This is a genomic window from Oxynema mangrovii CENA135, assembly GCF_016632315.1.
GTDB classification, from domain to species: Bacteria; Cyanobacteriota; Cyanobacteriia; order Cyanobacteriales; family Laspinemataceae; genus Oxynema; species Oxynema aestuarii.
The window spans coordinates 2226368-2253230 of the sequence record NZ_JAEOXH010000001.1; the positions used below are offsets into that span (position 1 = coordinate 2226368).

At 53.7% G+C, this 26863-nt stretch carries 19 protein-coding genes; 4 read left to right on the forward strand and 15 right to left on the reverse strand.

Translation table 11 applies throughout. The features are described 5' to 3' along the window. Position 1 precedes the first annotated feature (1 nt). From JJD41_RS25280 to JJD41_RS08830, 8 genes are all read right to left on the reverse strand, one after another. Complete coding sequence (locus JJD41_RS25280) at positions 2-136, reverse strand: hypothetical protein (RefSeq protein WP_255547257.1); 135 nt, start codon at positions 134-136, stop codon at positions 2-4. Between the two features lie 51 nt (positions 137-187). Beyond that, on the reverse strand, positions 188-2038 hold the full coding sequence (locus tag JJD41_RS08800; protein WP_200665592.1) for a serine/threonine-protein kinase: 1851 nt from the start codon (positions 2036-2038) through the stop codon (positions 188-190). A 104-nt stretch (positions 2039-2142) separates the two neighbouring features. Further along, entirely contained in the window at positions 2143-3309 is a 1167-nt protein-coding gene (locus JJD41_RS08805) for a serine/threonine-protein kinase (protein WP_200665593.1), read from the reverse strand. Between the two features lie 105 nt (positions 3310-3414). Beyond that, the gene (locus JJD41_RS08810) at positions 3415-5493 is read right to left on the reverse strand and encodes a WD40 repeat domain-containing serine/threonine-protein kinase (protein WP_200665594.1); all 2079 of its coding nucleotides are present in this window, start codon (positions 5491-5493) and stop codon (positions 3415-3417) included. A 398-nt stretch (positions 5494-5891) separates the two neighbouring features. Beyond that, the gene (locus JJD41_RS08815; RefSeq protein ID WP_168570223.1) at positions 5892-6299 is read right to left on the reverse strand and encodes a response regulator; all 408 of its coding nucleotides are present in this window, start codon (positions 6297-6299) and stop codon (positions 5892-5894) included. Between the two features lie 426 nt (positions 6300-6725). Next, on the reverse strand, positions 6726-7589 hold the full coding sequence (locus tag JJD41_RS08820) for a DUF3153 domain-containing protein (RefSeq protein ID WP_370583765.1): 864 nt from the start codon (positions 7587-7589) through the stop codon (positions 6726-6728). Positions 7590-7634: 45 nt separating this feature from the next. Beyond that, the gene (locus JJD41_RS08825; protein ID WP_200665595.1) at positions 7635-8939 is read right to left on the reverse strand and encodes a TldD/PmbA family protein; all 1305 of its coding nucleotides are present in this window, start codon (positions 8937-8939) and stop codon (positions 7635-7637) included. A gap of 76 nt (positions 8940-9015) precedes the next feature. Further along, positions 9016-9636, reverse strand: a complete 621-nt coding sequence (locus JJD41_RS08830) for a hypothetical protein (RefSeq protein WP_234488557.1) — start codon at positions 9634-9636, stop codon at positions 9016-9018. 495 nt (positions 9637-10131) lie between these two features. Here JJD41_RS08830 and JJD41_RS08835 point away from each other — a divergent pair, with 495 nt between their 5' ends. Further along, positions 10132-11328: an RNA-guided endonuclease InsQ/TnpB family protein gene (locus JJD41_RS08835; protein ID WP_200665597.1), complete on the forward strand. Its 1197-nt coding sequence runs from the start codon at positions 10132-10134 to the stop codon at positions 11326-11328. A 142-nt stretch (positions 11329-11470) separates the two neighbouring features. Here the strand turns inward: JJD41_RS08835 and JJD41_RS08840 are convergent, their stop codons facing one another. Further along, the gene (locus JJD41_RS08840; RefSeq protein WP_200665598.1) at positions 11471-11764 is read right to left on the reverse strand and encodes a HypC/HybG/HupF family hydrogenase formation chaperone; all 294 of its coding nucleotides are present in this window, start codon (positions 11762-11764) and stop codon (positions 11471-11473) included. Between the two features lie 182 nt (positions 11765-11946). Further along, positions 11947-12081 (reverse strand): hypothetical protein, encoded by a 135-nt coding sequence (locus JJD41_RS25285; protein ID WP_255547258.1) that lies wholly within the window; start codon positions 12079-12081, stop codon positions 11947-11949. Between the two features lie 155 nt (positions 12082-12236). Between JJD41_RS25285 and JJD41_RS08845 the strand changes: the two genes are divergently transcribed. Then, a complete protein-coding gene (locus JJD41_RS08845; RefSeq protein WP_200665599.1) occupies positions 12237-12716 on the forward strand; it encodes a COP23 domain-containing protein in 480 nt (159 codons plus the stop codon). On the opposite strand, the gene hypF is transcribed toward JJD41_RS08845, so the two are convergent. From hypF to JJD41_RS08860, 3 genes are all read right to left on the reverse strand, one after another. Continuing rightward, positions 12707-15094 (reverse strand): carbamoyltransferase HypF, encoded by a 2388-nt coding sequence (hypF, locus tag JJD41_RS08850; RefSeq protein WP_200665600.1) that lies wholly within the window; start codon positions 15092-15094, stop codon positions 12707-12709. The two genes, JJD41_RS08845 and hypF, sit on opposite strands and share 10 nt — an antisense overlap. Positions 15095-15150: 56 nt before the next feature. Next, positions 15151-16947, reverse strand: coding sequence for a hybrid sensor histidine kinase/response regulator (locus JJD41_RS08855; RefSeq protein ID WP_200665601.1), 1797 nt, complete (start codon positions 16945-16947; stop codon positions 15151-15153). A 151-nt stretch (positions 16948-17098) separates the two neighbouring features. Further along, entirely contained in the window at positions 17099-18280 is a 1182-nt protein-coding gene (locus tag JJD41_RS08860) for a hybrid sensor histidine kinase/response regulator (protein ID WP_200665602.1), read from the reverse strand. Positions 18281-18704: 424 nt separating this feature from the next. Here JJD41_RS08860 and JJD41_RS08865 point away from each other — a divergent pair, with 424 nt between their 5' ends. Next, positions 18705-18872, forward strand: coding sequence for a hypothetical protein (locus JJD41_RS08865; RefSeq protein WP_200665603.1), 168 nt, complete (start codon positions 18705-18707; stop codon positions 18870-18872). On the opposite strand, the gene JJD41_RS08870 is transcribed toward JJD41_RS08865, so the two are convergent. Further along, positions 18842-24229, reverse strand: coding sequence for a PAS domain S-box protein (locus JJD41_RS08870; protein ID WP_200665604.1), 5388 nt, complete (start codon positions 24227-24229; stop codon positions 18842-18844). The genes JJD41_RS08865 and JJD41_RS08870 overlap by 31 nt on opposite strands. A 653-nt stretch (positions 24230-24882) precedes the next feature. On the opposite strand from JJD41_RS08870, the gene queF reads away from it, so the two are divergent. Then, positions 24883-25350 (forward strand): preQ(1) synthase, encoded by a 468-nt coding sequence (queF, locus tag JJD41_RS08875; RefSeq protein ID WP_200665605.1) that lies wholly within the window; start codon positions 24883-24885, stop codon positions 25348-25350. A 76-nt stretch (positions 25351-25426) separates the two neighbouring features. Here the strand turns inward: queF and JJD41_RS08880 are convergent, their stop codons facing one another. Then, the gene (locus JJD41_RS08880) at positions 25427-26827 is read right to left on the reverse strand and encodes a cytochrome c biogenesis protein (RefSeq protein ID WP_200665606.1); all 1401 of its coding nucleotides are present in this window, start codon (positions 26825-26827) and stop codon (positions 25427-25429) included. Between the last annotated feature and the right edge of the window lie 36 nt (positions 26828-26863).

Below are 26863 nucleotides of genomic sequence, written 5' to 3' on the forward strand. Positions count from 1 at the left end.
TTTATTGTAAGTGAGTTAATGTTGGAGGCGATCGCCGAATCGAACGATCGCGGGCTGGATCGAGAACGGTCTGGCTGGAGGAAGGAAGAGTCAAGGGTTCGTCCTGGCCGAACACGACGGCGCCGACGACGACCACCAAGGTGAAGCCCTTTTTCCCCGTCAGGGGTCGGACTCGAAGGCGATCGATTTAAAATATAGCCTGCCATATCTTGACGGTCTTGTCCCAACTGGCACTGGCCAATCGCAACCCATCGGGACTGAAGGTGAGGGAGGTGACGGGTTCGGAATGCCATTTGAGAGTATAGAGGAGTTGGCAGGTGTCCAGATGCCAAATTTTAATGGTACTATCGCGGCTACCCGTGGCGATCGCCCGTCCGTCCGGGGAAATGGCGATCGCCTGTATCCACCCCGAGGGATGGCTGAGGTCGTGCAGAATTTTGCCCGTCGCCAGATCCCAAATTTTGAGGGTGCGATCCTCACTGCCACTCGCCAACCGCGTTCCGTCCGGCGTAAAGGCTAAAGCGCGAACCGAGGCGCGGTGTCCGGCGAGGCTTTGTTTTAACTCGGCGCCGGACAACTCCCACAGTTTAATCGTGCGATCTTCATAACCGCCGCCACTGGCTAAGGTGCGACTGTCTGGAGAAATCGCTACCGATTCTACCGACCCCGCGTGTCCGCCCAATTGAGCGAGCAACGATCGCGTGTTCCAGTCCCAGACCGCGATCGTGCCGTCGAAACACCCTGCTACTAAATATTGGCCGTCCGCACTGCTCGTTAGAGCGATCGGGTAACTGCTGTGTCCCGTTAGGGTTTCTTTCAAGGTCCCCGTTCCCAGATCCCAGTAGAGAAGGCGATTGTCCAAAGAACCACTGACGAGGGAACGACCGTCGGGACCGATGCTCAGACAACTGACCCACCCTCGGTGTCCGGTGAGGGTTCCGAGTAAATGGCCCGTGTCGAGATGCCACACCTTAATGGTTTTATCGTAACTGCAACTGACCAGGGTTTGATTGTCCGAGGCGATCGCCACGGCGATAACATAATTCTGATGGGCTTCGAGGGTGTGAATGCATTTCCACCCTTGAGGCAGTCGCGAACGGGCGATCGCCCCCGGACGTGCCGCCGCAGGTGCGATCGCGCCGGAATTCCAGGCCAGATCGGCGATCGCCTCCCGGGCCGATGGATAGCGATCGCTGACCCACTCCTGCAACATTTTATTTAACACTTTTTCGAGGCGATCGCGGATCGTGCGCCCCTGTTTTTCCAACTGCTCGCGCCACAACCACCGCCCGTTCGTCGGATCGTACAATTCATCCGGGGTTTTATCCGTGAGCAAGTGAACGCAGGTCACCCCCAAACTATACAGGTCGCTCGCCGGATACGCCTTACCGCCGCGCAATTGCTCGATCGGGGCGTAGCCTTCGGTGCCGATTTTCGTCCCGGTTTTGACTAAAACCGTTCCCGTTAAATGCTTCGCCACCCCGAAATCAATTAACACTAACTTGCCATCTTCTCGCCGCCGCATGATGTTTTCCGGCTTGATATCTCGATGGATCACTTGGGCTTCGTGAATGTATTCTAAAACTGGAAGTAAATCGAATAAAATATCTTCGATATCTTCAGACGAAAACGGCCCGTTTTCTTCTAGTTCTTCAAATAAACTTTTCCCGTCGATAAACTGTTGAATCAAATACAGCCGACCGTCTTGTTCAAAATCGGCGTATAACGTCGGAATTTCCGGGCGATCGCCCAACTCTAACAACCGCTTCGCCTCTTGAGTAAATAACTTCGTCGCCGTTTCCAACTGTTGCGGGTCTTGTCGGACTTGCGGCAACGGTAAAAATTGCTTGATCGCACAAGGCGCATCGAGGCGATCGCGATCTTCGGCAAAAAACGTCCGCCCAAATCCCCCTTCTCCGAGCAGTTTAATCGGTCGGTAACGATTTCTCAACCACAATGGCGCACCACAACTCTGACAGAATTGCAAGTTGTCCGGATTTTCCGGCTGTTGGCACTGCGGATTCAGGCAATAAGTCATTAGAGTTTAGCGTTTAGAGTTTAGCGTTTAGATTGAGTCTTGCTCCTTTTAGAGTTTAGATTTTAGAGGGAGAAATTTATGCGGCTCGTCCCCATCCTCACGCTTCACTCCTGCTCGCCAAACTCCGATCGCAATGCCTCCAAATCCGCTTGAATCGGATCGAAGCGATCGCCCTTCTCTTGCGTTTTCTGGCCAGACGCCGGACTCGGCGGCGATGGCGGCGAACTCCGACCCGTCGCTTGGCTGAAATGGGTGCGAATTTCTTCCAATTCGGCGCTAATGGGATCCGAACTCGACGGAGCCACCGCACCCCGGGAGGCGATCGGTTGCGGCGGACTCGGCGGTGGGGGCGGCGCGATCGCCTGCACTCGCGTCGATTTTTGTGAGAGCAATTGTAGATCTTGCAGGACGTCGATCGCCTGTCGATAGCGATCGCGCAGCAACTCGCGCAACAGTTTGTCTAAAATCGCGGCGAACGGCTCCTCTACCGCTCTCCCTTGCTTCGCGAGTTGCGATCGCCACACCCACTCGCCGTTCGTGGCATCGTATAAATCCTCCGGCATTTTGCCGACCAACAGTTGGATCGCCGTTACCCCCAAACTGTACAGGTCGCTCGCCGGGTACGCCTGACCGCCGCGCAATTGTTCCATCGGCGCATAACCTTGCGTTCCCGCCCGGGTTCCCGTTTGTGCCATTGCCGTAGCGCTGCCTTGTTTGGCAATCCCAAAATCCACTAACACCACCTTGCCATCCCCTCGCCGTCGCAGCAGATTGTCCGGTTTGAGATCTCGGTGAACCACGCCGCGTTCGTGAATGAATTGCAACAGGGGCAACAAGTCCCACAATAATGCTTTCACCTCACTTTCACTCCACGGACCGCGATCGCGCAGTTCTTGCAACAACGTCGGCCCGTCGATCCACTCTTGAACCAAGTAGAGCCGCCGATCTTGTTCTAAATACGCATAAAGGGTGGGAATTTGTGGATGTTCCCCCAAGCTATAGAGTTGGCGCGCCTCGCGCTCGAATAATTCCGTCGCTTTGGCGATCGCGCTTGTAGACTGGTTTTGTGGGAAAAACTGCTTGATAACGCACGGCGCATCGAGCCGATCTTCATCCCGTCCCAAAAACGTGCGCCCCATCCCTCCGGCGGCGATCGCCCGGATCGCCCGATAGCGCTCTTTGAGCCGCAACTGCGTCCCGCAAGCAATGCAAAATTGCGTATTGGCCGGATTTTCCGGTTGAGGACAACTCGGGTTCAGGCAATAAGTCATGGGATTTTAGAAGTTAGAATTTTGATTTTAGATTTTAGATGGAGAGATTGACGCCTGTCCTCCCACTCCCGTCTCACTTTTGCCTTCTCCGTGTTTTCTCCTCCCTTACGGACGCTGCCAAAATTTAATCGTTTTATCCCAACTCCCACTGACGATCGTTTTCCCGTCGGGAGTGAAAGCGACGGCGTTGACGGCGCCGAGATGACCGTCGAAGGTCGCTTGCAGCACGGCGAGTTCCCCGGATTTGGTTTTGGAAAGACGCCATAACTTCAGGGTTTTGTCGCTACTCCCACTCAGCAAGCTGGTTCCGTCGGGACTGAAGGTCAGGGAATTGACCATGCTGCTGTGACCGGACAGGGTAGACAAGAGTTCGCCCGTGGAGAGATTCCAAAGTTTGATGGTTTTATCTTTAGAACCACTGGCGAGGATGGGAATGCGCGGGTGAATGGCGAGGGCGTTGATCGAGTTGAAATGACCGGAGAGACTGTAGATCGGGCGATTGGCGGGCAGATCCCAGACGTGAATGATGTTGTCCATGCCGCCACTGGCGAGTAGTTTGGTATTCGGGGCGATCGCCAGAGATTTAATCATCCCCTGGCGTCCGACGAGGGTGCGAATCGGAACCGCATCGATCGCCCCTTTGTCATTCCAGGCGAGTCGCCACAAAATAATCCGGCGATCTTCGCTCCCACTGGCGAGCAGATACCCTTGAGGGGCAAAAACGACGGCGTTGACGTCGCGCAGGTGTTCGCCGAGGGTCGCGAGTAATTTACCGTTGGTCAAATTCCAGAGTTTGACGCGATCGTCGTCGCTACAACTGGCCAAGATTTTACTGTCGGACGAGATCGCCAAGTCGTTGATCGATTTGGCGTGACCGCAGAGGGTTCGCAAGGGTTGGCCCGAGTGAAAGTCCCAGATTTTGATTTTGTCGTCGATGCTGCCACTGGCGAGCAGGTGTCCGTCGGGCGAAATTGCCAAACAGGTGACCCAGGAGGTGTGACCGATCGCCGTTCGCACACAGGCGCTTTTACCGTTGTGGATCCCGGTCGATCTCCGCATGGGAATGGGATTGTCCGATGCGGGAACCACGGGAGGGGTGGCGACTTTCGGCAGGGCGGCGGCGGACCCGCGAGAGGAAAAGGACGCCGGGGTGGGAATCGGCGTGTGTGGGGTACTCGTCGGTCTCGGGGGAGGAGGGGTCACCGGGGCCGACGGCGGCGGTTTGGCGATCGCGTCGAGGGCCGCGAGCATTTCGTTCGCCGATTGATAGCGATCGCCGACCATATCTTCGATGGTTCGATCCAGTATGCCCGCCAGTCCCTCATCGATCGAGCGACCGTCGCGGGCGAGGTAATCCCGCCAAATCCAGCCTTTAATCGGGTCGAAGAGGCGATCGGGACTGACCCGAGTCAACAGGGTAATGCAGGTCACCCCAAAACTATATAAATCGCTGGCGGGATAGACTTTACCGCTTCGCATTTGCTCGATCGGGGCGTAGCCTTCGGTGCCGATTTTCGTCCCGGTTTGCAATAGCGAAGTATGGGTCAGTTGTTTGGCGACCCCAAAATCGATCAACACCAGTTCGCCCCCTCTAGGGGCTTGGGAATCCTCCCGAAATTTCTCCGGTGGCGATCCGCCGTTGGCATTGCCTTGGCTGCGTCGCAGGATGTTGACCGGAGTAATATCCCGGTGGATCACCCCCGCATCGTGGATGAATTGCAAAACGGGCAAGATCGAGTAAAGAACTTCTAAAATTTGGGCTTCGCTAAACGGTCCGTAGCGGTTTAATTCTTGCCATAAGGTATCCCCGGGAATGTATTCCTGTACCAGGTAAAGCCGTTTGTCTTGCTCGAAAGAGGCCAGCAAAGCGGGAATTTGCGGGTGTTCTCCGAGTTCGTAAAGGCGAACGGCTTCTTTATTAAATAGGTCGATGGCTTTTTCGAGCGCTGCTTGTTTCGACTGCACGGAGCCTTGTAATTGGGGTAAAAGTTGTTTGATGACGCAGCGACTGTTGAGGCGATCTTCATCTAAAGCCAGGTAGGTTCTGGCAAATCCCCCACGTCCCAAGGGATCGGTGGCGCGATACCGTTCTTTGAGTAGTAATTTGGCGCCACAACTTTGACAAATTTTCGTTCCCGGTGGATTTCGGGGATGCCCGCACTTTGGATTGAGGCAGTAACTCATGCTGACAGCTCAGGGGGAAATTCGTTCTACACAGTCTTAATTTTCCCGTTCGTGACATAAGGATTGTCAATTCTACGGAGGATCGAGTCGGGGGACAACGAAAACTCGGCGATCGCCCTTCTCGACCGCTTCGAGGGAAATCGCTACGCCCAGGAACACGACTCGATCTCCTCTAAAATGTCATAGTTATCCCCGGGATCGCCCTAAATCTTACGTTTTTTAAATTGTTATTACGTTTTATTGAAGGCTTGCCGTTTGCCGATGTTCTCTTACTTTAACTTCCCATACGGCTCCCGTCACGAAACCCACCCATTCTAGCGCTTTTCCTCGCCGATCGGCGATCGCCCGAAGGAACAAACCCCAACCAATTGTGCAATCAAAAGTTTCTAAAGAGTCGCCTAAGTATTTGATTCTTGACCGACATTCGAGCCGACAAAATTCTTAACCACTTCCCGTAACTTTTGGGCATCAAACGGTTTCGTCAAATACTCAGTAGCTCCCGCCAGACGACCTTGGACCTTATCAAACAGTCCGTCGCGAGCCGTCAGCATAATAATTGGCAAATCTTGAAACTGAGGGATATTGCGTACCGTTCGACACAATTCTAACCCATCAATTCCCGGCATCGAGACATCGAGAAGGAGCACGGAAATATTTTCGTGATAAATCACGGATAAAGCATCGACCGCATTATCTGCCACTAAGACGCGATAGTCTTGATTTAAAGCTTTCTTAACTAAATCCTGCATGACGACACTGTCGTCCACTGCCAGGACGGTCAACATTGAGTTATTATTTTCGGACATTTTTCTCCCCCCTACTTAATATGGATCGGTTCAAAGTGGGATAGACTGTTTGAATGCAAGGGGTGAGCCAGTCTATCGCCGCCGTCAGTTTAGATTTCAAACTCCCTGTTGTCTGAGAGCGACGCCATCTCTACTACAACTTTAACGTATGTTTGCCTTTCGATACAGGCTTTTCTCTGCGTTACAAATTGTGTTTTTTTCCGTTGCAAATCCCCAGGGAGCCGATTGGCTTTTTCCGCATTTATCGAGTTCGGGGTAAAGGCGGACGCTGGGGGGATCGAGCCGGGGAGAATCAAGTCGTCCGTGCCATTTTTTAAACAATAGATTGAAATAATTTTGTAGAAAAATAAATTTTTTCAAAGCAGGGGGAGCGATCGCCGATCGCCCCTCCCCAACCTACCCCAACCCCTGCCGAGGTGGGAATTCTTATCCGTTGACGACGGTTTCCGCTTCGGGTTTCGCGGGTTTGTTCGTCGGTCGGCGACGGCGATCGAATCCTAACGCCGGGAACAAACGGTATTTAACAAAATGTCCCAAGGCGACCAAGGCGGCGATCGCCAGCGCCCCGATCCCGATCGGACTCGGAACCCAGAACGTCGCCTCTAGATGGTTCGCCTCCCCGGGTTGCAAGGTCCAAACCACCTGGCGCCCGTCGTCGGTGATGTCCGGCGCGATCGCCCCTTCCGGCGCCGACACCTTCGCCCCCCACGGCGTTGTCAAGCGAAAGTGCAGGTCCAACAACGCCCCCGGACCGACGAGTAACTTACCCTCCTGGGAGGACAAGCCGAGCGATCGCAAATCCAGATCGTAACTGAGGCGGTTGTGAATCGCCAGCAAAAAATTGCGCTGCACGATCGCCATGTGCGATTCCAACTGGGGCAGTTCGGCACTTTCCAAAGTCTCCTCCGCTTGAGGGCGATCTCTGGGATTGAAAAACTCGTTAAACTTGCGCGCCAACTCGTCCCCATTATTAAACGGAATCTCCACTCGCACCTCGCGATCGTTCAGTCGCCGACTCTTTCCGCCCAATTGGCGCGATCTGCGCTCGATACTCTGCAACCACGATTGCGCCGTCGCCCCGCTAAACGCACTCAAGCGCTCCCCCAACTCGATCTGCTGCACGATCGTCCCGTGGGTTTGACTGTCAAACTCGATCCCGACGTCGTAATCTACACAACCGCCCAACACCAAAGGAACCAACAACAGCAGGGCCAACTGTCGCCCCCGCCGCGCCAGCATCGACCCACCTTTCCCTACAACCCGCTCGATCCACAACCACGCTGATTCCACGACTTCCTCCAACCAACACAACAGTTTCCCGGTCGTTCCCGACCCTTACTGACGGGCGGCGACCCCGAGTTCGGCGAACAGCATATTCGGAAGATAAGCGCCACCGCCAATCCATTGTGGCGTATCGCCCAAATCTACCAAATTGTTAAAGGCTTCAAAAATACTACCCGCTACCATCGTATTTTTCAGCCGCCCGACAATCTGACCCTTCTCGACTTTATAACCGAGGTCTAAATTGACGGAAAATTCCCCCGCCAGTTGGTTCGACTGTCCGGCGCCGAGCACTTGCTCCACGATAATCCCTTCCTCCATCGAGGCGATCGCCGCTTCCGTGGACAAGCCCCCGGGAGCCACGCATAAATTGGTCAAATCCGGTCCCGGACGCGACAATCCCCCTCGAAAGCCATTTCCGGTGGAAACGCAGCCCGCACGGGACGCCCAGCGCCGATCCCAGTAAAATCCATTCACCACTCCCTTATCGATCAACACCTTGGTTTGGGTCGGCGTCCCCTCGTCGTCGAACTCGCACGCCGACGGACCGAGGGTCGGATCTTCAAATAAGGTGAACCGTTCGTCAAAGACCCGTTCGCCGACTTTATCGATTAACGGCGAGGCGTTCTGCACCACCGCCTGTCCCGAGAGAATCGTATCGAACAACCCCCCGAGGGTGCTCGCGGCGGCCCGGGGGACGAACAAGACGGGGAAACTGCCACTCTTGACTTGGGCCCGACGTTCGGCCCACTGGTATTTTTGAATCAGTTCGGCTAAGAGGCGATCGGTATCGACGGGGCGATCGCGCGCCACGTCGTAGGTGTAAATTTGCAGGAAGTCCTCGCCTTTAACTAAATTCCCCCCCAAACTGGCGGTGACGATCTGATTCGATCGCCGCGCGCGCACGTCGTGGGTCGTGGCGATTTCCACCGTTCCCCGGCGCACGTGGAAACTCACGTCTACTAAAATATCCGGATTGTACTCGTGGATCCGTTCGATGCGATCGCGCCCCAGGTCTACTAAGGCTTGGGTCGTCGGCGGGACGTACTGACTTTGGGGAGATTCGACGTGCAGGTCCCGGGCGAACTCGAACTCGACCGCATCGCCAATTTCCGACGTTTGCACCGCCGCGTCCACCAACTCTTCCAAGCGGGTCAGATCCGTGGAACTGGCAAAACCGAGCTTTCCATTACAAATCACCCGCAGGGCGACCCCTTCCAAGGCTTTGGTTTGTAAGGATTTGAGACGGTTGTTTTCAAAGGCGATCGGGGTATCTTGACTCGATAAATAATAAACTTCTGCCGAGTCGGCTTTCTCGCCCGCTAGTTTGAGTAATTTTTCGACGGTAGGCTCGCTCACGATAGCTGCTTCTCTCGCTGATTTCCTCAACGATCTTAGGCCGGATCGTGCCTTTGGTGCTACTCTTCCCCATGGTCTAAGAACTCGGCGGCTCCGATGGCTGTTCTTCTGCGTCGTTATGAATGTCGTTATAAATATAGTCTCGATCGAACATCAGAACCTTTGATAAATTACCCAGATGAATGATGCGATCGAGATTGAACACCTCAAAAATATAGTCGAGTAATTTATCTTCGGTTAAAGTTGATTTAGTATAGTAATAATGTCCGGCAATGTCTTTTTTTACCGCATTCTCTTTAACCATTTTACGGCGAATCGGTTTGATATATCGGTAAAATAAAATAACTTGCAAGGCATAGCGACCCTGCATTTCAAAGAAGCGCTGTTGTTCTACAAAGCGCATAAAAAATATAAGTCTCGCCAACTCAATTCCGAGAATGAAATCGACGAGCTTGTTTAAGTATTCCGCCGTTAAATTTTCCGGAATCAGTCCGGTGAGTAAATAATAACGATAATAATATTCCGCCAATTCTCGATCTTCAATTTTACGGTCGAAGTCGAACTTTTTTAAAGTAGAAATAATGCGATCGTATAAATAATGTTTGGATTTCTCCGCCAAACTCAGCACTTCCGACTGGATTAAATCGTTTAACGCTTGATGCTGCTGTTCCGGAGAAATACAAGCAAACAACGTCATCGAGTTGAGCAAATATCGCCGGGTACTGGGGTCTTTTGTTCTAAATTCCGCTAAAAATGAATCCGGTAAAATTCCCCCTCGATCCAAACGATGCCTAAAAAATTGTCGGCTCATCTAAAAACCCTCGATTCGAGTTATAATACTCCTCAGTTTTTTTCACTTCGATCCGGGGAAAATGGACGCCCGATCGCGCGATACCGACGAAACGGGAGATCGCCTCCCACCCTACCCCAGCGAGGCTTACCGGAGTTTTCCCGCTACAGCAACCCCGATCGAAGGGACTGTCCCCCACGACTCGATCCCGACCCGGTGACGATCGATTATTCCTCTATTCTAGGGGTTTTTCCCACCCGGGGCGATCGTCCGTCTCTCCACGGGCGTATTCTTTAACAATGGGAGCGGGAATTCCCCGATTCTACCGAAGGTGAATCGTGGGATGAAAGCGACTCTTCGGCAAATCAGTGATAATCCGATCGTCTGGCTATATCGGCGATAATGTTCAAGGCGTACAAATACCGCATCTATCCAACCCACGAGCAACAAGCGACTTTAGCCAAGAGCTTTGGTTGCTGTCGTTGGTATTGGAACTATGCGTTAAATTTGTGCCAAGAGACTTATCGATCGACCGGAAAAGGTCGATCGAGGGGTTATCTTCAGGGATTATTACCTGCCCTCAAAAAGGAATACCCTTGGCTTAAAGAAGATGTCTATTCCCAATGCTTGCAAGTCGTGGCGTTGAACTTATCAACCGCTTATCGAAACTTCTTTGAGAACCGGGCAAAATTACCCCGATTCAAATCCAAGCAGGGAAGGCAATCTATCAGTTATCCTCAAAATGTTAAGGTTGAGGGAAATTACATCAAACTGCCTAAAGTTGGGTTAGTGCGTTGTCGTCAGCATCGAAGTTTTGAGGGAAAAATCAAAACTGTAACCCTCTCCAAAAATCCAGATGGTAAATATTATGCTTCAGTTTTGGTAGAGGGTAAAAAAGAACCTCCCCTTCTCTCAACTGAAGGAAAAGCCATTGGCATTGATTTAGGGCTGACCGATTTTGCGATTACCAGTGAGGGGTCGAAATATAATAATCCCAAGCATTTTAATAAACACGCGCGAAACCTCAAAAGAAAACAGCAAAAACACGCTCGAAAAAGGAAAGGCAGCAACAACCGCAATAAATCGCGGGTAAAAGTTGCCAAGATTCACGCCAAAATAAGTCGCTGTCGTGAAGATTTTCTCCACAAGCTATCCCGTAAGATAGTGAACGAAAACCAAGTGATTGTGGTCGAGAATCTCAATGTTAAAGGCATGGTTCGCAATCGCAAACTCGCCAAAGCGATTAGTGATGTCGGTTGGGGAATGTTTTGTACGATGTTAAAGTACAAGGCTGAATCAGAAGGAAAAGTTTATCTAGAAGTCGAGCGATTTTTTCCTTCTTCTAAAACCTGCCATGTATGTCTCAATCAAATCAAAAGCTTGTCTCTTGATGCGAGAAGCTGGACTTGCGAACATTGCCAAACCCATCATGACAGGGATATCAATGCCGCCATCAATCTCAAAAATGAAGGCTTACGGATATTAGAGTTAGGAACTCGCTCTACTGCCCTTGGAGGGGATGTAAGACGAGGTGGTAGAACTTCAGTTCTATCTAGCGCAGTCCCCAGTGAAGAGGGAAGCCGCTATTGTAATCTTTGATTCAATAGCGGTAGTTCACAAAAGTTCGTATAATTTCGCTTAAAGACCAATAAACACCCATAAAAAAATCCCGTCTTGGCTGAATGCAGACGGGCGATCGCATGTTTCGAGTCCAGTTGTTATCTTTCCACAGTACAAATACTCAATTGCCACCGAGAGAGCCAGTCCGCGCCTCAAACGAGTCCGGTGCAGTGGAAGCCTCCATTGCTTTCAGATAATCTAAGGTTTCGCGGGCTTCTTCGGGGTCGAGAACACTCAAGGCAAAACCGACGTGAACGATCACGTAATCGCCGATTTCGGCTTCTGGAACGCAAGCGAGATTCACCGATTTAAAAATACCGCCGAAACTAACTTTTCCCATCCGCATCAGGGCTACATCCCCCGTGCTATCCGGTTCTTCAATACTGATAATCTGTCCGGGAACGGCCAAACACATATTAATTCTCTCGTCTTGGTTTTATCGATAATACAATCAGGATAACAAGTCGAGCCGGAAGGTCGCGATCGCCGATTTTTAGCCAGAAAGATCCCTCGATCGATCGAGAAGGGCTGATGTTCGGTCGATCCTGTTGTAGCATGGAGAAAGCCAGTCACAAATTAAGAGAATCTTGAATTTTTTCAAAAATTTTCAACTCGCCGATGGGCTGAGATGACCAGGGATTGGCTGAAGTTTCCCCCTTGCGGATCGAAGGCCATCCGGTCGGCGAACAGGTGGACCATGTCTCGGCGACTGGCGTTTTCAAATCTGGTCATTCGAGGATTTGCTAATTGCCAGTTCGTGGCGATCGCCCGATGTCAACCCCTGCAAAAATACCTGGCAAAAATAGACCCGGCAAACATAGCCCGAGTTCGAGAAAAAAAATGCCCGATCGCGATCGCCCCGTGAAGGTCACCGTTTCCCAACGACGATGAACATCCCCCGCCAACACGCCACCCCAGTACTCCTATTTTGGGGGCTTCAACTCTTGTTCGTGGCTTGCACCCCACGGTCCGATCCCGACGCCGTCACCCTCATTCCCCTGCAGAACTTAAATGCTTCCGGGATCGACTACACCTGTGGCACTTACGAAGGCGCCCCGGCAACGATCGCCCGAACTCCAGACGGCAACACGCCGATGATTCGCTGGATTTCCGAATACTTCACCCCGTCGGGATGGACGCCGAAAATGCGCTGCGATGAAGTATCCCAACGATTTAACCGCTTCCACCAACAAGGTTTGTTAGCCCAACTAACCACGGGAAATCTCAACGACCTTCCCGTAATTTGCGCCCCCCAATTTCCCGGAGGAGACTGCGGCGAACTGTTGCTGACCCTCGAACCGCAAGAGGCGGCGGCGGTCGTCTTGCAAGATCTCGTCAATCCCGAGGTCGCGCCGATTCAGCGATAATCCGACGGGCGCCCGGTGGCGATCGCCCGCAGTCGGGCGACGATCTGCCCGAGGGCAATCCCGCCGTCGTTGGGAGGGATCTGACGATGCCAGTACGGGGTAAATCCGGCTTGTCGCAAGCGAGCGATCGCCCGTTCGCTCAAATAGCGATTTTGGAAACAACCCCCGGAAAGAAACACGGAAGATTCGCCGACCCGACGGGCGGTCGCGACGATCGCTTCGACGAGGGTATGGTGAAATTTGCACGAAATCACCCCGACGGGAACCCCATCGGCGAGGTCTTCGGTCATTTCGGCGATCGTCGCGGTCCAATCGAGGGCGACGGTGGCGCCGTCGTCCGATCGCTGCCACGGAAGGGGATAGCTGTCCTCGGCGATCGCTTCCGGGTCGATGGCGGCTTCGAGGGCGATCGCCGCCTGCGCTTCAAAGCTACAGCGATCGGCCAATCCCAGCAACGCCGCCACCCCGTCGAACAGGCGTCCCACACTCGACGTTTTCGGCGTGTTGAGCGATCGCCCTAACATCCGATGGAGGATCTGTCGTTCTTGAGGGGTAAACGACCCTAACAAGCGCCCGATCGCCGGGGAGAAGTCCTCACTGGCGGCAAACAGGCGATCGCCGACGGCCTCATATAGCATTCCGAGTGCTACCCGGCGCGGTTCTTTGACGGCGCGATCGCCACCGGGTAGGGGAAACGGTCGAAAATACGCCACTCGGGTAAATTCCGGCAGTTCCTCCCCTTCGGCGATCGCCGGAATTCGCAGAAACTCGCCGCCCCAAATGGTGCCGTCACTGCCGTAACCCGTGCCGTCCCAGGCGACGCCGAGACCGGATTCGTATAAAGCTTGGTTATCCGCCATGCAGGCGAGGACGTGGGCGTAGTGGTGCTGCACGGCGTGCCTCGGCAAGCTCAGACCCCGAACGAACTGGGTGGATCGATAGTCGGGATGGGCGTCGCAGACTGCCGATTCCGGGGTGAAGTCGTAGAGGTCTTGCAAGCGGGCGATCGCCTCTTCAAATCCGGCGACGGCTTGGGGGGTTTCCAGGTCGCCGAGATGTTGGCTGACAAAGATTTGCGGTCCGCGCGCGATCGCGATCGTATTTTTCAAATGACCCCCCACTGCTAACAGCCGGGGGCTGGAGTCCCGGAGGCGAACGTCGCCCACGAGGCCCGTGGCGATCGGGAGGGGGGCGTAGCCTCGGGCGCGCCGCAGGATCGTGGCCCGTCCGCCGATCGCCCGCACGATCGAATCGTCTACCGCCCGGGCGATCGCCCGATTGTGGACGAGGAAGCGATCGGCAATCCCCCGGAGGCGATCGCGGGCTTCTTCGGCGTCGGTGCAGATCGGTTCGTCGCTGCGATTGCCACTGGTGGCGACGACGGGATAACCCAATTCGGCGAGTAGTAAATGGTGTAGGGGGGTATACGGCAACATGACGCCGAGGGTGGGGTTTCTCGGCGCTACCGACGGCGCGATCGCCCCGGAACCCTCGAAACCGGGCTTTTTCGTCAGCAGCACGATCGGACCTTGGGGCGATCGCAGCCACTCCCGTTCTTCCGGGGAGACCTGGCAATCGGCGGCGATCGCGTCGAGGGAGGGATACATGACGGCGAACGGTTTGTCCGGGCGCTGTTTGCGATCGCGCAGGCGGCGCACGGCGGTTTCGTCCCGCGCGTCCGCGATTAAATGAAAGCCTCCCAAGCCTTTGACGGCGACGATCAGACCCGCATCGATCGCCCGCGCCGCCGCGATTAAGGCGTCGTCGTGACGGGCCGACACGCGACCCGTTTCGTCCCACCATTCCAGATGGGGCCCGCATCGGGGGCAGGCGTTGGGTTGGGCGTGAAAGCGGCGATCGCGGGGGTTTTCGTATTCGGCGCGGCATTCGGCGCACATGGGAAAGGCGCTCATGGTCGTGTTCGGGCGATCGTAGGGCAACCGTCGCACGATCGTGTAGCGCGGTCCGCAGTGGGTGCAGTTGGTAAACGGATAGCGGTAGCGGCGGTTGTCGGGATCGAAGATTTCGCGCCAGCATTGGGGACAGGTGGCTAAATCCGGCAGAATTAAGGCGGTTTTTTCCCCACTGACGCTGGGACGAATTTCAAAGCGGGTTTCGGCGATCGCCGCGATCGAGGTAACCTCTAGCTCGTGGATTTGCGAAAGGGGCGGTTTTTCCGTTTTCAATCGGTCTAAAAATTCGCTCAGCCGTGCTTTCGGGCCTTGCACTTCCACAAAGACCCCTTGCGCGGAGTTGTTCACCCATCCACTCAAGTTCAACTCGGTGGCCAAGCAATAGATGAAGGGACGAAAGCCGACCCCTTGAACGACTCCTTTAATAGTTAATTTCAGTCGTTCGATCTCAGATGGAGGTAACACGAAAACCCCGTTGAAATTTCAATACAAATTGCGATCCTACAGCGACAATGCCCGAGTTAGGGGCTGTCCGAGGCGGCGACCCGATCGCCCTCCAAGGCTCCAGTTTTCGGCCAATGTCGTTGCAGTTCTAAGGTAAAACAGGTTTGTCCCCCTTGGCTGGTGGCGTGAATTTGACCCCCCAAGAGTTGGCTCGATTTTTCGACTAACGCCAATCCCAATCCGGTACCGCCATGTTTCCACGGATCGCTACTCGGAACTCGATAAAATTTCTCGAAAATATGGGTGAGTTCCCGTTCGGGAATTTCGATTCCGGTATTGGTCACCTGCAGGCGCACGATCGCGTCGTCGGCGTCGAGGGCGATCGCGATTTCTTCCCCCGGTGGGGTGTACTTGCAGGCGTTGTTGAGTAGTTCGGCAACAATCCGTCCCAGGATGTCGGGGTCGGAGATCAACGAGGGCAGGTTGGGGGAGATCTCGAAGCGTAAGTGTTGTTGGTTTTTTTCTATGCGTTGCACGAAAGGTTCGACCAGGTGAGGAATCCAATGTTGCAGTTGGATGGCGCTCAATTCTAGGGGTTCGACCCCGGCTTCGAGGCGCTGCATGTCCAAGATGTTGTTAATCAGGTGGATTTCTCGCTCGCATTCGTCGTGCAGGATTTGGAAGTAGCGATCGGCGCTATTGGGGGTGAGTTCCCTGCTTAGGGAGTTGGGGGAGATCGCGCTCTCGCATTGTCCTTCGGCGGTTCCGGCGGCGATCGCCTGTTTTTCGTAAAGGACTTCGAGCATTTGGGTCGCCATTTTGATATTGGCGACGGGGGTTCGCAGTTCGTGAGAAATGGTGCTGAGAAAGTCGTCTTTAAGCTGGTTGAGGCGTTCGAGTTCTCGGACTTGGGCTTGAGAGGATTGATAGAGGCGCGCTTGGCGCAGGGCGATCGCACATTGATTGGCGACTTGTTCGACCAAGCGGATTTCCGGGGGCGCAAAATAGCCCTCCATCGGTTTGAGCAGCCATAAATTGCCTAAAATGCCGCGATCGTCAAAAATCGGACTGGCGACGATCGCCACGGGCCGCTCGATCGCCGCGATCGCGATCGGACAAAATTGGAAGGTTGTCCCGGCGAGCAACTGGCCGTACACGTCGGGCAGTTGAGCCATTTCGACCACTTGCGCCAGCAAAGACGGACCCCCGTTCGTCCACTCGTGGGAGATCGTGGCTTTGGTGTGGTTCCGGTTGTAAATCCCCGCTCCACAGCCATCGACTCCCAACCCCGACGCCAACTCCTCGACGGCAGTTTGCAAAATTTGGTTTTCGTCGAGACTGTCGCGCACTTTGTCGGCAATCCGCTTGAGCATCGCCTCGAAGTGCAGGGCTTGTTCGAGTTGAGCCGTCCGTTCGGTCACCAGGCGATCGAGTTGGGCCGCCAACTGCTGAAATCGCTCTTCACTGGCGCGCAAGGCTTCTAAGGTTTGTTTGCGCTCGATCGCGTAGTCGATGGAACGCACCAACCATTCCGCCTCCACTTTCCCCTTCACTAAATAATCTTGCGCCCCGTCGCGAACCGCTTCGATCGCCAGAGTTTCGTCATTCCACCCGGTCAGCACCACGATCGGCAATTTCGGCGCCGCTTCTTGGACCCGCATCAAAGTATTTAACCCGCGCGAATCCGGTAGGGACAAATCGAGCAGAATCGCATCAAAATCGCGATCGCCCAATTGATTTAAAGCCTCTCGCAGTCTGACCACGTGGGTGAGCTGCATTTTGACCATGGGATTCTCGCCCAACGTCTCTTGCAAGAGTTCGGCGTCCCCTAGGTTGTCTTCAATCAATAAAATTTGCTTCAGTCGATCGCCCATTTTAAAAGCCCAGACGGGGCAATGCCTTTTAAGAGGTGTTTTGCTTATCTTCTTAACAATTCAACTTACTATTATATAATATTTTCGGCTAAAATAGAGGTGCGATCCCCCTCAATTTAACCTTCAACATTTCTTTAAGAATTACGTTTTTTTATGAATTTTCTTGGATGCCGATCGCCTGAGTTTCTACCCTTTCTACTTTTAAAGGCAAGACCACCGTAAAGCGCGTGCCGATTCCCTCTTGGCTTTCCACGGCGATCGTCCCGCCGTGCAGTTCCACCGACTTTTTGACGATCGCCAAGCCCAAACCCGTTCCCGAAATTCCCTGAGTATTGCTGCCTCGATGAAACGCCGTAAATAACTTTTCTAAATCATCTGCGGGAATGCCGATCCCGCAATCTTTCACTTCAAACACCGCGCGATCGTCTTCACAGACTAACTCGAAGTGAATATTCCCCCCGGCGGGAGAATATTTAATCGCATTGGAGAGCAAGTTCGTGAGAATTTGACGCAGTAATGTGCGATCCACTTCCACAAAACTGCGGCAGTGGCGATCGCTGTTAAAAACGATCTGATGTTCCGCCGTTTTTTCCACCGATTTGAGATCGCCGAGTTGCCCTCGAAATTCTTCGATCACGCCCTGACAAAAATCGGTCAAGTTGACCCGAGAAGCGATAAATCGTTGTTCCGTCGCCTCGGTTTTCCAAATCATTAAAATATCGTCGAGCAGTTGGTTCATCCGTCCGGCGCTCTTTCTAATGCGCCGATACATATCTTCTTTTTTCTCTTCGCTGAGTTGACCGTGACGGTGTTCGAGCAATTGCGCGGCGGCGACGATCGTCGTCAGGGGATTGCGTAACTCGTGAGAGACCATCGAGACAAAGCGCGATTTTAACTCTCGCAATTCTCGTTCCCGTTCTAAGGATTTGCGAGTGGCAATTTCTGCAATTTTACGCTCGATCGCGTAGCGCAAAGAGCGGATCAAAACCGGACCGTTGAGTTGTCCTTTCACCAAATAATCTTGCGCGCCTTGGCGTACCGCATTGACCGCCAACTGTTCGTCATTGAGACCCGTAATCACGACAATCGGAAAATCGGGTCTTTCCGTTTGCAGTTTGACTAGAGTTTCAAGTCCCTGGCTGTCCGGTAGGGATAAGTCCAATAAAATTGCATCGAACTCTTGGTTTTCTAAGCGATCGAAAGCGTCTCTCAAGTAACTCGTATGAGTCACTTCAAACTCCGAAGCGGTTGCTTCTTCCAAAATTTCTTGGAGCAGCTCGGCATCACCCAAGTTATCTTCAACCAAGAGAATTTTAATCGTTTCAGAGTTCATACTCGATCCGCTCCTGGATCCAATAACAGATTCGTCCGAATCCTAGAATTGTTTAAATGGATTGGGACTGAACTTCTCTCTTTCAGCATACTCCCGCACGATTGGAATCGGACTAAATCATTCAAATATCCTTACATTGATTCAATCGTGAAAAGATATTAAAATCTTCGAGCGCCCCAGTCTAGGATTGGAGTCATCGCCTAAACGTGACCGAGATCGCTTCAAAAATAACACAATTGCCCAAGGATAACCGGAGCAAATTTTTACCGTTGTGCCGAGGCTCCCTGGACGCGCCGATCGCCCCTAGGCGCCCCAAGACAAGGGTTTGGGTCGCTCGATTCCTTGGTTCGAGGGTGGGCGCCTCGAAATCGATCGCCCACCCTCGAACCAAGGGATAATCTTTCTTACCACAAATGCGATCGCCTTGCCATCATTCCTCGTCGATCGCGATAATAAATCCCCTCAACAGCAGCGATCGCCGCCACAGAAGGAAGCGATTGAAAATCGGGCGATCGCCGCCACCGAAGGGCAATCGAAGGCGAGGAATTCACCCCTACAAACTCAGCCGGGATTCTTAGAAAGGGTGAAGTAAAATCGGGCGCCCCGACCGAGTTCGGATTCGACCCAGATCGAACCGCCGTGGCGTTCCACAATTCGCTTGCAAATCGCCAAACCGATTCCCGTTCCCGAATATTCTTCCCGAGTGTGCAGGCGCTGGAAAATCAAGAAAATGCGCTCTGCATATTTCGGCTCGATCCCAATCCCGTTATCGGTGATGCAAAACTGCCAACAATCGCCCCGATCTTCGAGATCGATGCGGATTTGAGGCGATCGCTCCCCCCGATATTTAATCGCATTGCCGAGCAAATTTTGAAAGAGCTGGATCGTCTGAGTGCGATCGGCCTTAATCTGGGGTAACTCGCCGTAGTCGATCGCCGCCCCACTTTGTTTAATCGCCATTTGCAAATTCTGCAAAGCGCGATCGATAATTTCGCGCCCTTCCACCAGAGCAAACGGCTCCCCGCGCCGTCCCACCCGCGAATATTGCAACAAATCTTCAATCAGTTGTTGCATCCGGTTGGAACCATCGACAATGTAATGAATATATTTTTGCGCCTTCTCGTCGAGTTCCCCGCTATAGCGCCGTGCGAACAACTGGGTATAACTGCTGACCATCCGCAAAGGTTCTTGCAAATCGTGAGAAGCGACGTAGGCAAATTGTTCGAGTTCGGCATTAGAGCGGGCCAATTCCGCCGCCCGTTCTTGCAAAGAAGCAATCAGGCGTTTTTCTTCTTGCTCGAAGCGACAGCGTTCGATCGCCGTCACCAAAATTTCGCCGACCAGACGCATGATATCGATCTCGTCCGCCGAGTACGGGCGATTCGCGAACTGCCCCTTCGGCGCGATCGGTTGGGGATCGCAGCCGAGAAAGCCGACGATTTCGCCACCAATGCGTAAGGGAACGATCGGCAAGACCCCCGCAGAGCGCCCGTTCGCCTCTGCGAGGCGTTGGCGAAGGGTCTCCCCAGCCGTAGCGCCCGTGCGTTCCCGTTCCACTGTCTCGCGCACGAACTGCAACTGCGGCGGTGGTAACCCGTCCAAAGATCCCAAAGAACAACACCCTTGTTCGGCGCACCATTCGTGACTTTTATCGATCGCCTCCCCGTTCTCGTCGAGGAAAAATAAGTAAGCGCGCTCGACCCCGATAAACTCGCCGAGGGCTTGCAAACCCTGTTGCAAACCGCGATCGAGTTCTTCCGTGGGCAAATTGAGAAAGCGGGTGGAAATGTCGCCGATCAATTGTTCCAACCGAATCCGGTATTTTAATGCCTCCTCCGCTTGCTTGCGATCGCTGATTTCCACCCAAGACCCGACGATTTCCAACGGGTTTCCCGCCTCGTCCGAGACCACTTGGAGACAATCGTAAATCCAGCGATAGCGTCCCTGCTTGTCGAGAAAGCGGTACTCTAAGGTTTGGGTGCGCAGATCGGCGAGAGAGCCAATTTGAGCCATCACCGCATCGCGATCGTCGGGATGAATGCGATCGCGCCAAAAAGTCGGCTCGCCGAGAAACTCCGAGGAATCGTAACCGACCATCGCGGTCACGTTATTGCTGACAAAGGTTCGGGGGTAATTTCCTTGAGGCTTGCAGCTATAAATCGCCGCCGGAGAAGTCGTCAACAAGTGTTGCAAACGCGCTTGAGCCATTTGCACCGATTCTTGAGCCTGTTTGAGTTCGGTAATGTCGCGAGCAATACTCAGAATTGTTTGGATCGATCGCCCCTGGGAGCTTTCTGCGTCGGAATCGCCGTATTCCGGCACCAAGATCGCCTGATAGTAACGAATCCCGTCGGGAGAGTCGAATTGGAACTCGTCGATTTGCGCTTTTCCAGTTTCAAAGACGAGATTGCGAACCGCTTCCCAATGACGGATCTGTTCGTCGGACATTCCCAATTCCCGATTGCTTTTACCGATGAAGTGGTCCGGGGAAAATCCCGTAGCGATTTCGATCGCCGGATTGATATAAATATGGCGCATGTCGCGATCGAAGCGGGCGATAATATCCGGGGTATTTTCCGCCAAGGTCCGATATTGAAGTTCCCGTCGGTTGAGTTCTTCTAAAGCCCGTTTGGATTCGGTCATATCCCGCGCCACGCAATAGGTCAAGCCCGTTTCTTTCACCGGAACCGCATTCCAGACGAGCCATTTATAGCCGCCTTCTTTAGTGCGGTAGCGATTTTCGAGGTAGAGGGTGGGAATCCCGGCTTTAAAATTGTTCTCCATTTCCCCTAGGGTGTGAGCGCGATCGTCCGGGTGGACGAATTCGATAAACGGGGTCGAGAGAAATTCCGCTTCGCTATAGCCGAGAATGCTGCTGACGGCGGGATTGACCCGTTTGAAGTAACCGTCTTTTCCGGCGATCGCCAGTAAGTCCAAAGACAGATTGAAAAAGCGATCGCGTTCTTGTTCAGCTTGTTTGCGTTCGGTGATGTCCTCGCAGACCACGCTCACCGATTGGGGAACGCCATTGGAGTCGCGAATCAACGAGACCCCGATCCGACCCCAGACCACCTCCCCAGTTTTGCGGATGTAGCGCTTGTCGAGGGTGTAGTAGCTCCGGCGTCCGGCAATTAATTCGGCGAACAAGTCCCGATCCGTGTCGAGGTCGTCGGGATAGGTCACCTGCTCGAAATGCATTCCGATCGTCTCGCTGCTGTCGTAGCCGAGAAACGAGCAGAACGCTTCGTTGGGGACGATCGCCTGACCGGAAAGATTGACGAGGAGAATCCCCACGGAGAGGTTGTCAAACAGGGCGCGAAAGCGGGCTTCGCTCTCCCTCAAAGCGGCTTGGGCGAGGACGCGATCGGTAATGTTAAGGGAATAATCGACGATCGCGATCGCGTTGTCGGCCCCGTCGCGCATCAGCGAGAGGGAAAGCTGCACCCAAATCATTTCCCCGGAGCGCATCCGTCGCAGGACTTCTACCTCGTAGTTGTCGCGTTCGAGTAACGGTCTGAGGATTTGTTCGACAAACTCCCGTCCATGTTGCTGGGGAGACAGACAGCTTAAATGGGATCCGATAATTTCCTCGGCGCAGTAGCCGTAAATTCGCTCGGCCCCGGCATTCCAACTGGTAATGTAGCCGTCGAGATCGGTGCAGATCACGGAATCGTGAATGCGATCGATGATTTCTGCTTGTCGGCGCAGGGAGGCTTCGGCTTGTTTGCGTCCGGTAATCTCGCGCACGATCGACAGGAGGCGATCGCGGTTTTGGTTGACGATCGCGATCCGTGCTTCGTAAGTATGTAACTGTCCGTGGCGGGGAACTTGATACTCGAACACCTGATAGCTTCCGCTATCGAGGGCTCGGGCGATCGCCGCTTCGTAGGCGCGGGCTTCGCTCGGCGGCAGCAGGGTGGCGATCCGCTTGCCAATGACCGCCCTCGGCGACTCCCACGGCTGACAGTCCGCACCGGGAATGTAATCGAGTACCGTTCCGTCAAACTGCAACTGCAACAGGGCGTCGGGAATGGCGGCAATCAGGGCGCGTTTGGTCATTTCGCTCTCTTCGAGCGCTTGTTCGGCGACTTTGCGCAAGGTCACGTCGAGCACCAACCCGTCAAAAATCACCGCCTGAGTGTCTTCGCTGGTGTGGACGTGGCTCAAGACCCGCACCCACTTGTCCCGTCCGTCCGGCATCAATACGCGCAGTTCGTGTTTGAGTCGCGATCGCGTGCGCGCGGCAAACTGCAGCATTTTTTCCGCTCGTTCCCGGTCGTGGGGATGGACGCACTCGAAAATTTTGGCGGGATCGGCCATCATTTCGTTGGGAGGGATGCCGACGAGTTCTTCCAATCCCGCGCTGACGTAGGGGAGGGTGCGCCGTCCGTCACGATCGAGCGCGAAGCGAAACACGACCCCGGGAACGTTGGCGGCGATACTGGCGAGCCGTTCTTGGTTTTCTTGCAAGAAGGCTTCGGTCTGCTTGCGCGCTTGGATATTGCGCGATACCGCTTGAATTTCGATGATTTTTCGGGTGTGGCGATCGCGGATCGCCCGACTGGTCGTTTCGACCCAAACATAATTCCCCTTGCGATGGCGGAGGCGGTAGGAGATCCGTCCGGGAACGTTGACCGCCAGCAGGTTCGCCTGCAAGGCGCGCACTCCCGCCACGTCGTCGGGATGCAAGAACTCGTACACCGCATGACCGATCAAGTCTTCCGGCGGGTAGCCTAAGAGCGCCTCGCAGGCGGGAGAGGTGTAGGTATAGACCCCGTCGGGGGTTTGGGTCGAAATCATGTCCGTGGCATTTTCGGCGAGCAGGCGGTAGCGCCGTTCGCTCTCGCGCAATTTCGCTTCGGTGTCCCGGCGTTCTTCGATTTCGAGTTTGAGTTGTTCGTTGACGTGAATCAGGCGGGCCGTCCGTTCTCGCACCAGTTTTTGCAGGTGGATGCGGTACCCTTCTAATTCGGTTTCCACTCGTTTGCGATCGCCGATATCCGTTGCGGTCCCGATCGCCTGTTGGGGGATCCCGTCGCGATCGCGCACAAACACCATTTCTCGGCTGTGCAGCCACTGCCACTCTCCGGTTTTGGTCGCCATCCGATATTCCAGTTCGATCGCTTCCCCATCGTTGGCGTGTTGCAACCGATCTAATTTGCGGATCCACCCCGGTCGATCTTTCCAGTGAATCAGTTGCACCAGGGCCGTAGAGTCCAAACTTTGGATCTCGTCCGGTGCAAAGCCGAGAATGGCTCTCATTTGGGCGTTGGCGTACAGGTAGCGGCATTCGGTCAAGTCGAAGACGTACAGAATCGCCGGACTCGATTCGGTGAGTTGGTGAATAAAACGCTGGTTTTCCCACAGGGCCGCTTCGACGGTGTCCCGTTGCGCGCGATCGCCCCTGGATTCGGGACTCTCCTCGAATGCGATCGGCGCGTGACTTTCCAGCAAAATAAGCGGAAAAATAAACAGTTCCACCCCCCCGTGGCGACGGGTTGTAGGACGGACGATCGCTTTAACGGCGACTTCATTGCCATTATTTTGTTTGAAGTTGCCCTGCCACTCTTTTAACGGCGCTCCCGCTCCTTTTTGGCGGTGCAAACGTTCGGCCAAGCTGGGGCGATCGCGATCGGCTAATGAGTCCCAAATCGACTTTCCCTTTAACCCTTCGATGTCTAAAAAAGGTTGCCGTTCCGGGAACGATTGCGATTCGACCACGATTCCTTTGTCGTCGAGTTTTAAATAAATGGAAGGACTCGTTTCAATGCCGAACCCCCTCGTATCGCGAGCCACAAATGAGAAGCGCCCTAACTGCGTTTCGGTTTCTTTTAACCGTTGTTCCAGTTGGCGACATTTCTCCCGCGCGCTAGCGAGTTGCTGCTGGAGTTCGTTGGGGTCCGCACCGTCCCAAATATCATGAGTCTCCGTACCCGGATCGAGATTCATAGCGAACCAACCCAAAAAATAAGCAATCGTGTTTAATAATTAATGCTTTATCCAAACCCTAAAATTAAGTCGCGATCCTGAATCAGCCCGATTTCGACCCGTTGTGTCTGCGAACCCTTTGACCCTGCCTTTTAGGGACTTTGACTGTCCCCCCTTGTTGCCAATTGGTTTTGGCCGACTCATTCGATCGCGTTGACCCTTAGCGATCGAATTTGCCTATCATTATTTTATCTGACGATCGCGGCGATCGCCGTCCGCCATTAACAAAGGAATCGTTAAATTTGGCGATCGCGGGGAAATTTTGAATCGTTATCCCCTTCATCTCTTGACGATCGCGATCGCTTCACTCTTTCAATTTAAGTTTTAAAAGATCTTTCTCTTGATAAGATTTATCCGCTACAATCAAAGTTTACGGGCAGTTTTTAGCTTCGGCGCGATCGCTTTTTCTAAACTTATACCCGTCGGGGGCGATCGCGATCTCTATTGCGCCCTTTCGCTACTTTTCCTCCAGGATTAAAAGTGATAAACTCTTAGAATTAGCGTCAGTTTTGGCGCCAATTTCCCTCCCTCCCTTGTCGCTTTTTTCCTCCCGGGCGGCTCTCCTCGTTCCGGGCGTCAAAGGGCGCTGTTCACCGCACAAACGACGGACGATCGTGACACATTCTTCTACCCATTCCCCCAGCTTTTCCGAATCCGCCGAAGCCGCAACCGAGACCGACGCGGTTAAATATGGAGAGCGAGAGATTGCCGAAGGGCAGTTAATTACCTTCCCCAATCCTCGCATCGGCAGACGCTATACAATTTCGATAACATTACCCGAATTCACCTGCAAATGTCCGTTTTCCGGCTATCCCGACTTTGCCACGATTTCGATTCACTACATCCCGGACGAACGAGTGGTCGAACTCAAATCGATCAAGCTTTATATTAATAGTTACCGCGATAAGTACATCTCTCACGAAGAGTCCGTCAACCAAATTCTCGACGACTTGATCGCCGCCTGCGACCCCCTCGAAATCGACATCGAAGGCGATTTCAATCCCCGAGGCAACGTTCACACCGTCGTCAAAGTCCATCACGAAAAAGCCAGCGCCGACCCGGCGCCATCCCCAACCCCATAGGGCGACAAAAGAGGCAGAAATGAGAGAAAACTCACTTCTGCCTCTAGTTTTAAGAACTTGCGATCGCCTCAAGTTTCTAAGAGGCGATCGGGCCGAGTTGAGAAAAGTCCGATTCCGGGGTGGGGCGATCGAGTTGTTCTAGCACTTCCAACACTTCGCGCTCGAAACTCACCTGAGCGCGGTTCGTTCTGCCCCCCAGATAAAATAAGCCTTCCCGTTCGAGCGCCCAAATCTGGGAATGGGAAAAATAACTCATCACCACCCCGACCATCAGCAAGCCAAATCCCAAATAAACCATCGGAATCCCCGGGTCCGCTTTAATTTGCAAACCCGTACTGCCGACGAGTTCGACCACCTTGAGCCTGACCCCATTGACTTGCGCGGACATCCCGGTGCGAACGCTGCCGAGTAACTTACCGTCCATCCCGTAAAGCAAGAGCATTCCCTGCAAATCCCGGGCAATCACCGAAACCCCTTCGCTCAAGTCCGGTTTGGTCGGAATCCAGCTTCCCCACAGTCGTCCGGCACCCCCGGTATCGAGTTGGGCCATCGGCAAGTCTAAAATCGGGCTATTATTGAGCTGCACTCTAATCCCGGCGATCGCCCAATTCGTTTGATAGAAGGTCACCCCGTCGTAACGGAGGGGTTCGTTGACGTGAATCGTTTTTTGTTCGATTTCGCGACCGTCGGCATCGAGAACGGATAAGTCGGAATAAAATTGGTCGATCGCCCCGTCCGGGGTATAGTCGATCCAAAAGCGATTGACCCGCACGGACCAATCTTGCGGCACCTGAGACCCGGCGAACGGGCCCGAATCGATAATATTTCTAACCTGGAAGGTTTCGCCACTGGGCACCATTTCCTGAGCCATAAAGCCGCTCAACGCGCCTAAAATCGATCCGGCGAGGATGACGAGCATACTGGCGTGGACGACAATCGGCCCGATTTTGCCGACTAAGCCTTTACGGGCGTACAGGACGTTATCTTCTTGAAAGACGCGATAGCGACGTTTTTCTAAAATCTGTTGCAGTTCGTCGAGGCTACCGCTTTGAATTTGGGCGCTCAGAGCCAGTTTTTCGTATTGGCGCGGCTGTTTGTAGAATTTCCAAGTGCGCGCCGCTTTGAGCGCCGGGAATTGGTGGGTGAAGGTGCAGGCGGTCAAACTCATGCCGAAAAGCACCAGCAGGGAGAGAAACCACCAGGTTCGATAAACGTGGTCGAGTCCGACGGTGACGAGGACTTTCCAAGAGAGGAAGCCGAACAGGGCCGGGTCTTCGGGATAGTTGGCTTGGTAGTAGCCCAGGGGTTGACCCTGTTCGATGACCGTTCCGGAAATACTGAAAACGGCGATCGCCAGCAGCAGGGCGATCGCGAGGCGCAGATCCCCTAAAATGGGTAAAATTTCTTTTCTTAAAAAGCGTCGGGGAGCCGACCAGAGGCCAGACAGTCCCGAGGTTGAAGACTCTTTAGAGGTCATGGGGAGTTTAGAGTTTAGAGTTTAGATCGAACAACT

Coding starts and splice junctions, on each gene's coding strand:
- JJD41_RS08800 (WP_200665592.1), bottom strand. CDS start 2,038: ATGACTTATTGCCTGAATCCGCAGTGCCAACAGCCGGAAAATCCGGAC.
- JJD41_RS08805 (WP_200665593.1), bottom strand. CDS start 3,309: ATGACTTATTGCCTGAACCCGAGTTGTCCTCAACCGGAAAATCCGGCC.
- JJD41_RS08810 (WP_200665594.1), bottom strand. CDS start 5,493: ATGAGTTACTGCCTCAATCCAAAGTGCGGGCATCCCCGAAATCCACCG.
- JJD41_RS08815 (WP_168570223.1), bottom strand. CDS start 6,299: ATGTCCGAAAATAATAACTCAATGTTGACCGTCCTGGCAGTGGACGAC.
- JJD41_RS08830 (WP_234488557.1), bottom strand. CDS start 9,636: ATGACGTTGTTTGCTTGTATTTCTCCGGAACAGCAGCATCAAGCGTTA.
- JJD41_RS08835 (WP_200665597.1), top strand. CDS start 10,132: ATGTTCAAGGCGTACAAATACCGCATCTATCCAACCCACGAGCAACAA.
- JJD41_RS08840 (WP_200665598.1), bottom strand. CDS start 11,764: ATGTGTTTGGCCGTTCCCGGACAGATTATCAGTATTGAAGAACCGGAT.
- JJD41_RS25285 (WP_255547258.1), bottom strand. CDS start 12,081: ATGACCAGATTTGAAAACGCCAGTCGCCGAGACATGGTCCACCTGTTC.
- JJD41_RS08845 (WP_200665599.1), top strand. CDS start 12,237: ATGAACATCCCCCGCCAACACGCCACCCCAGTACTCCTATTTTGGGGG.
- JJD41_RS08855 (WP_200665601.1), bottom strand. CDS start 16,947: ATGGGCGATCGACTGAAGCAAATTTTATTGATTGAAGACAACCTAGGG.
- JJD41_RS08860 (WP_200665602.1), bottom strand. CDS start 18,280: ATGAACTCTGAAACGATTAAAATTCTCTTGGTTGAAGATAACTTGGGT.
- JJD41_RS08870 (WP_200665604.1), bottom strand. CDS start 24,229: ATGAATCTCGATCCGGGTACGGAGACTCATGATATTTGGGACGGTGCG.
- JJD41_RS08880 (WP_200665606.1), bottom strand. CDS start 26,827: ATGACCTCTAAAGAGTCTTCAACCTCGGGACTGTCTGGCCTCTGGTCG.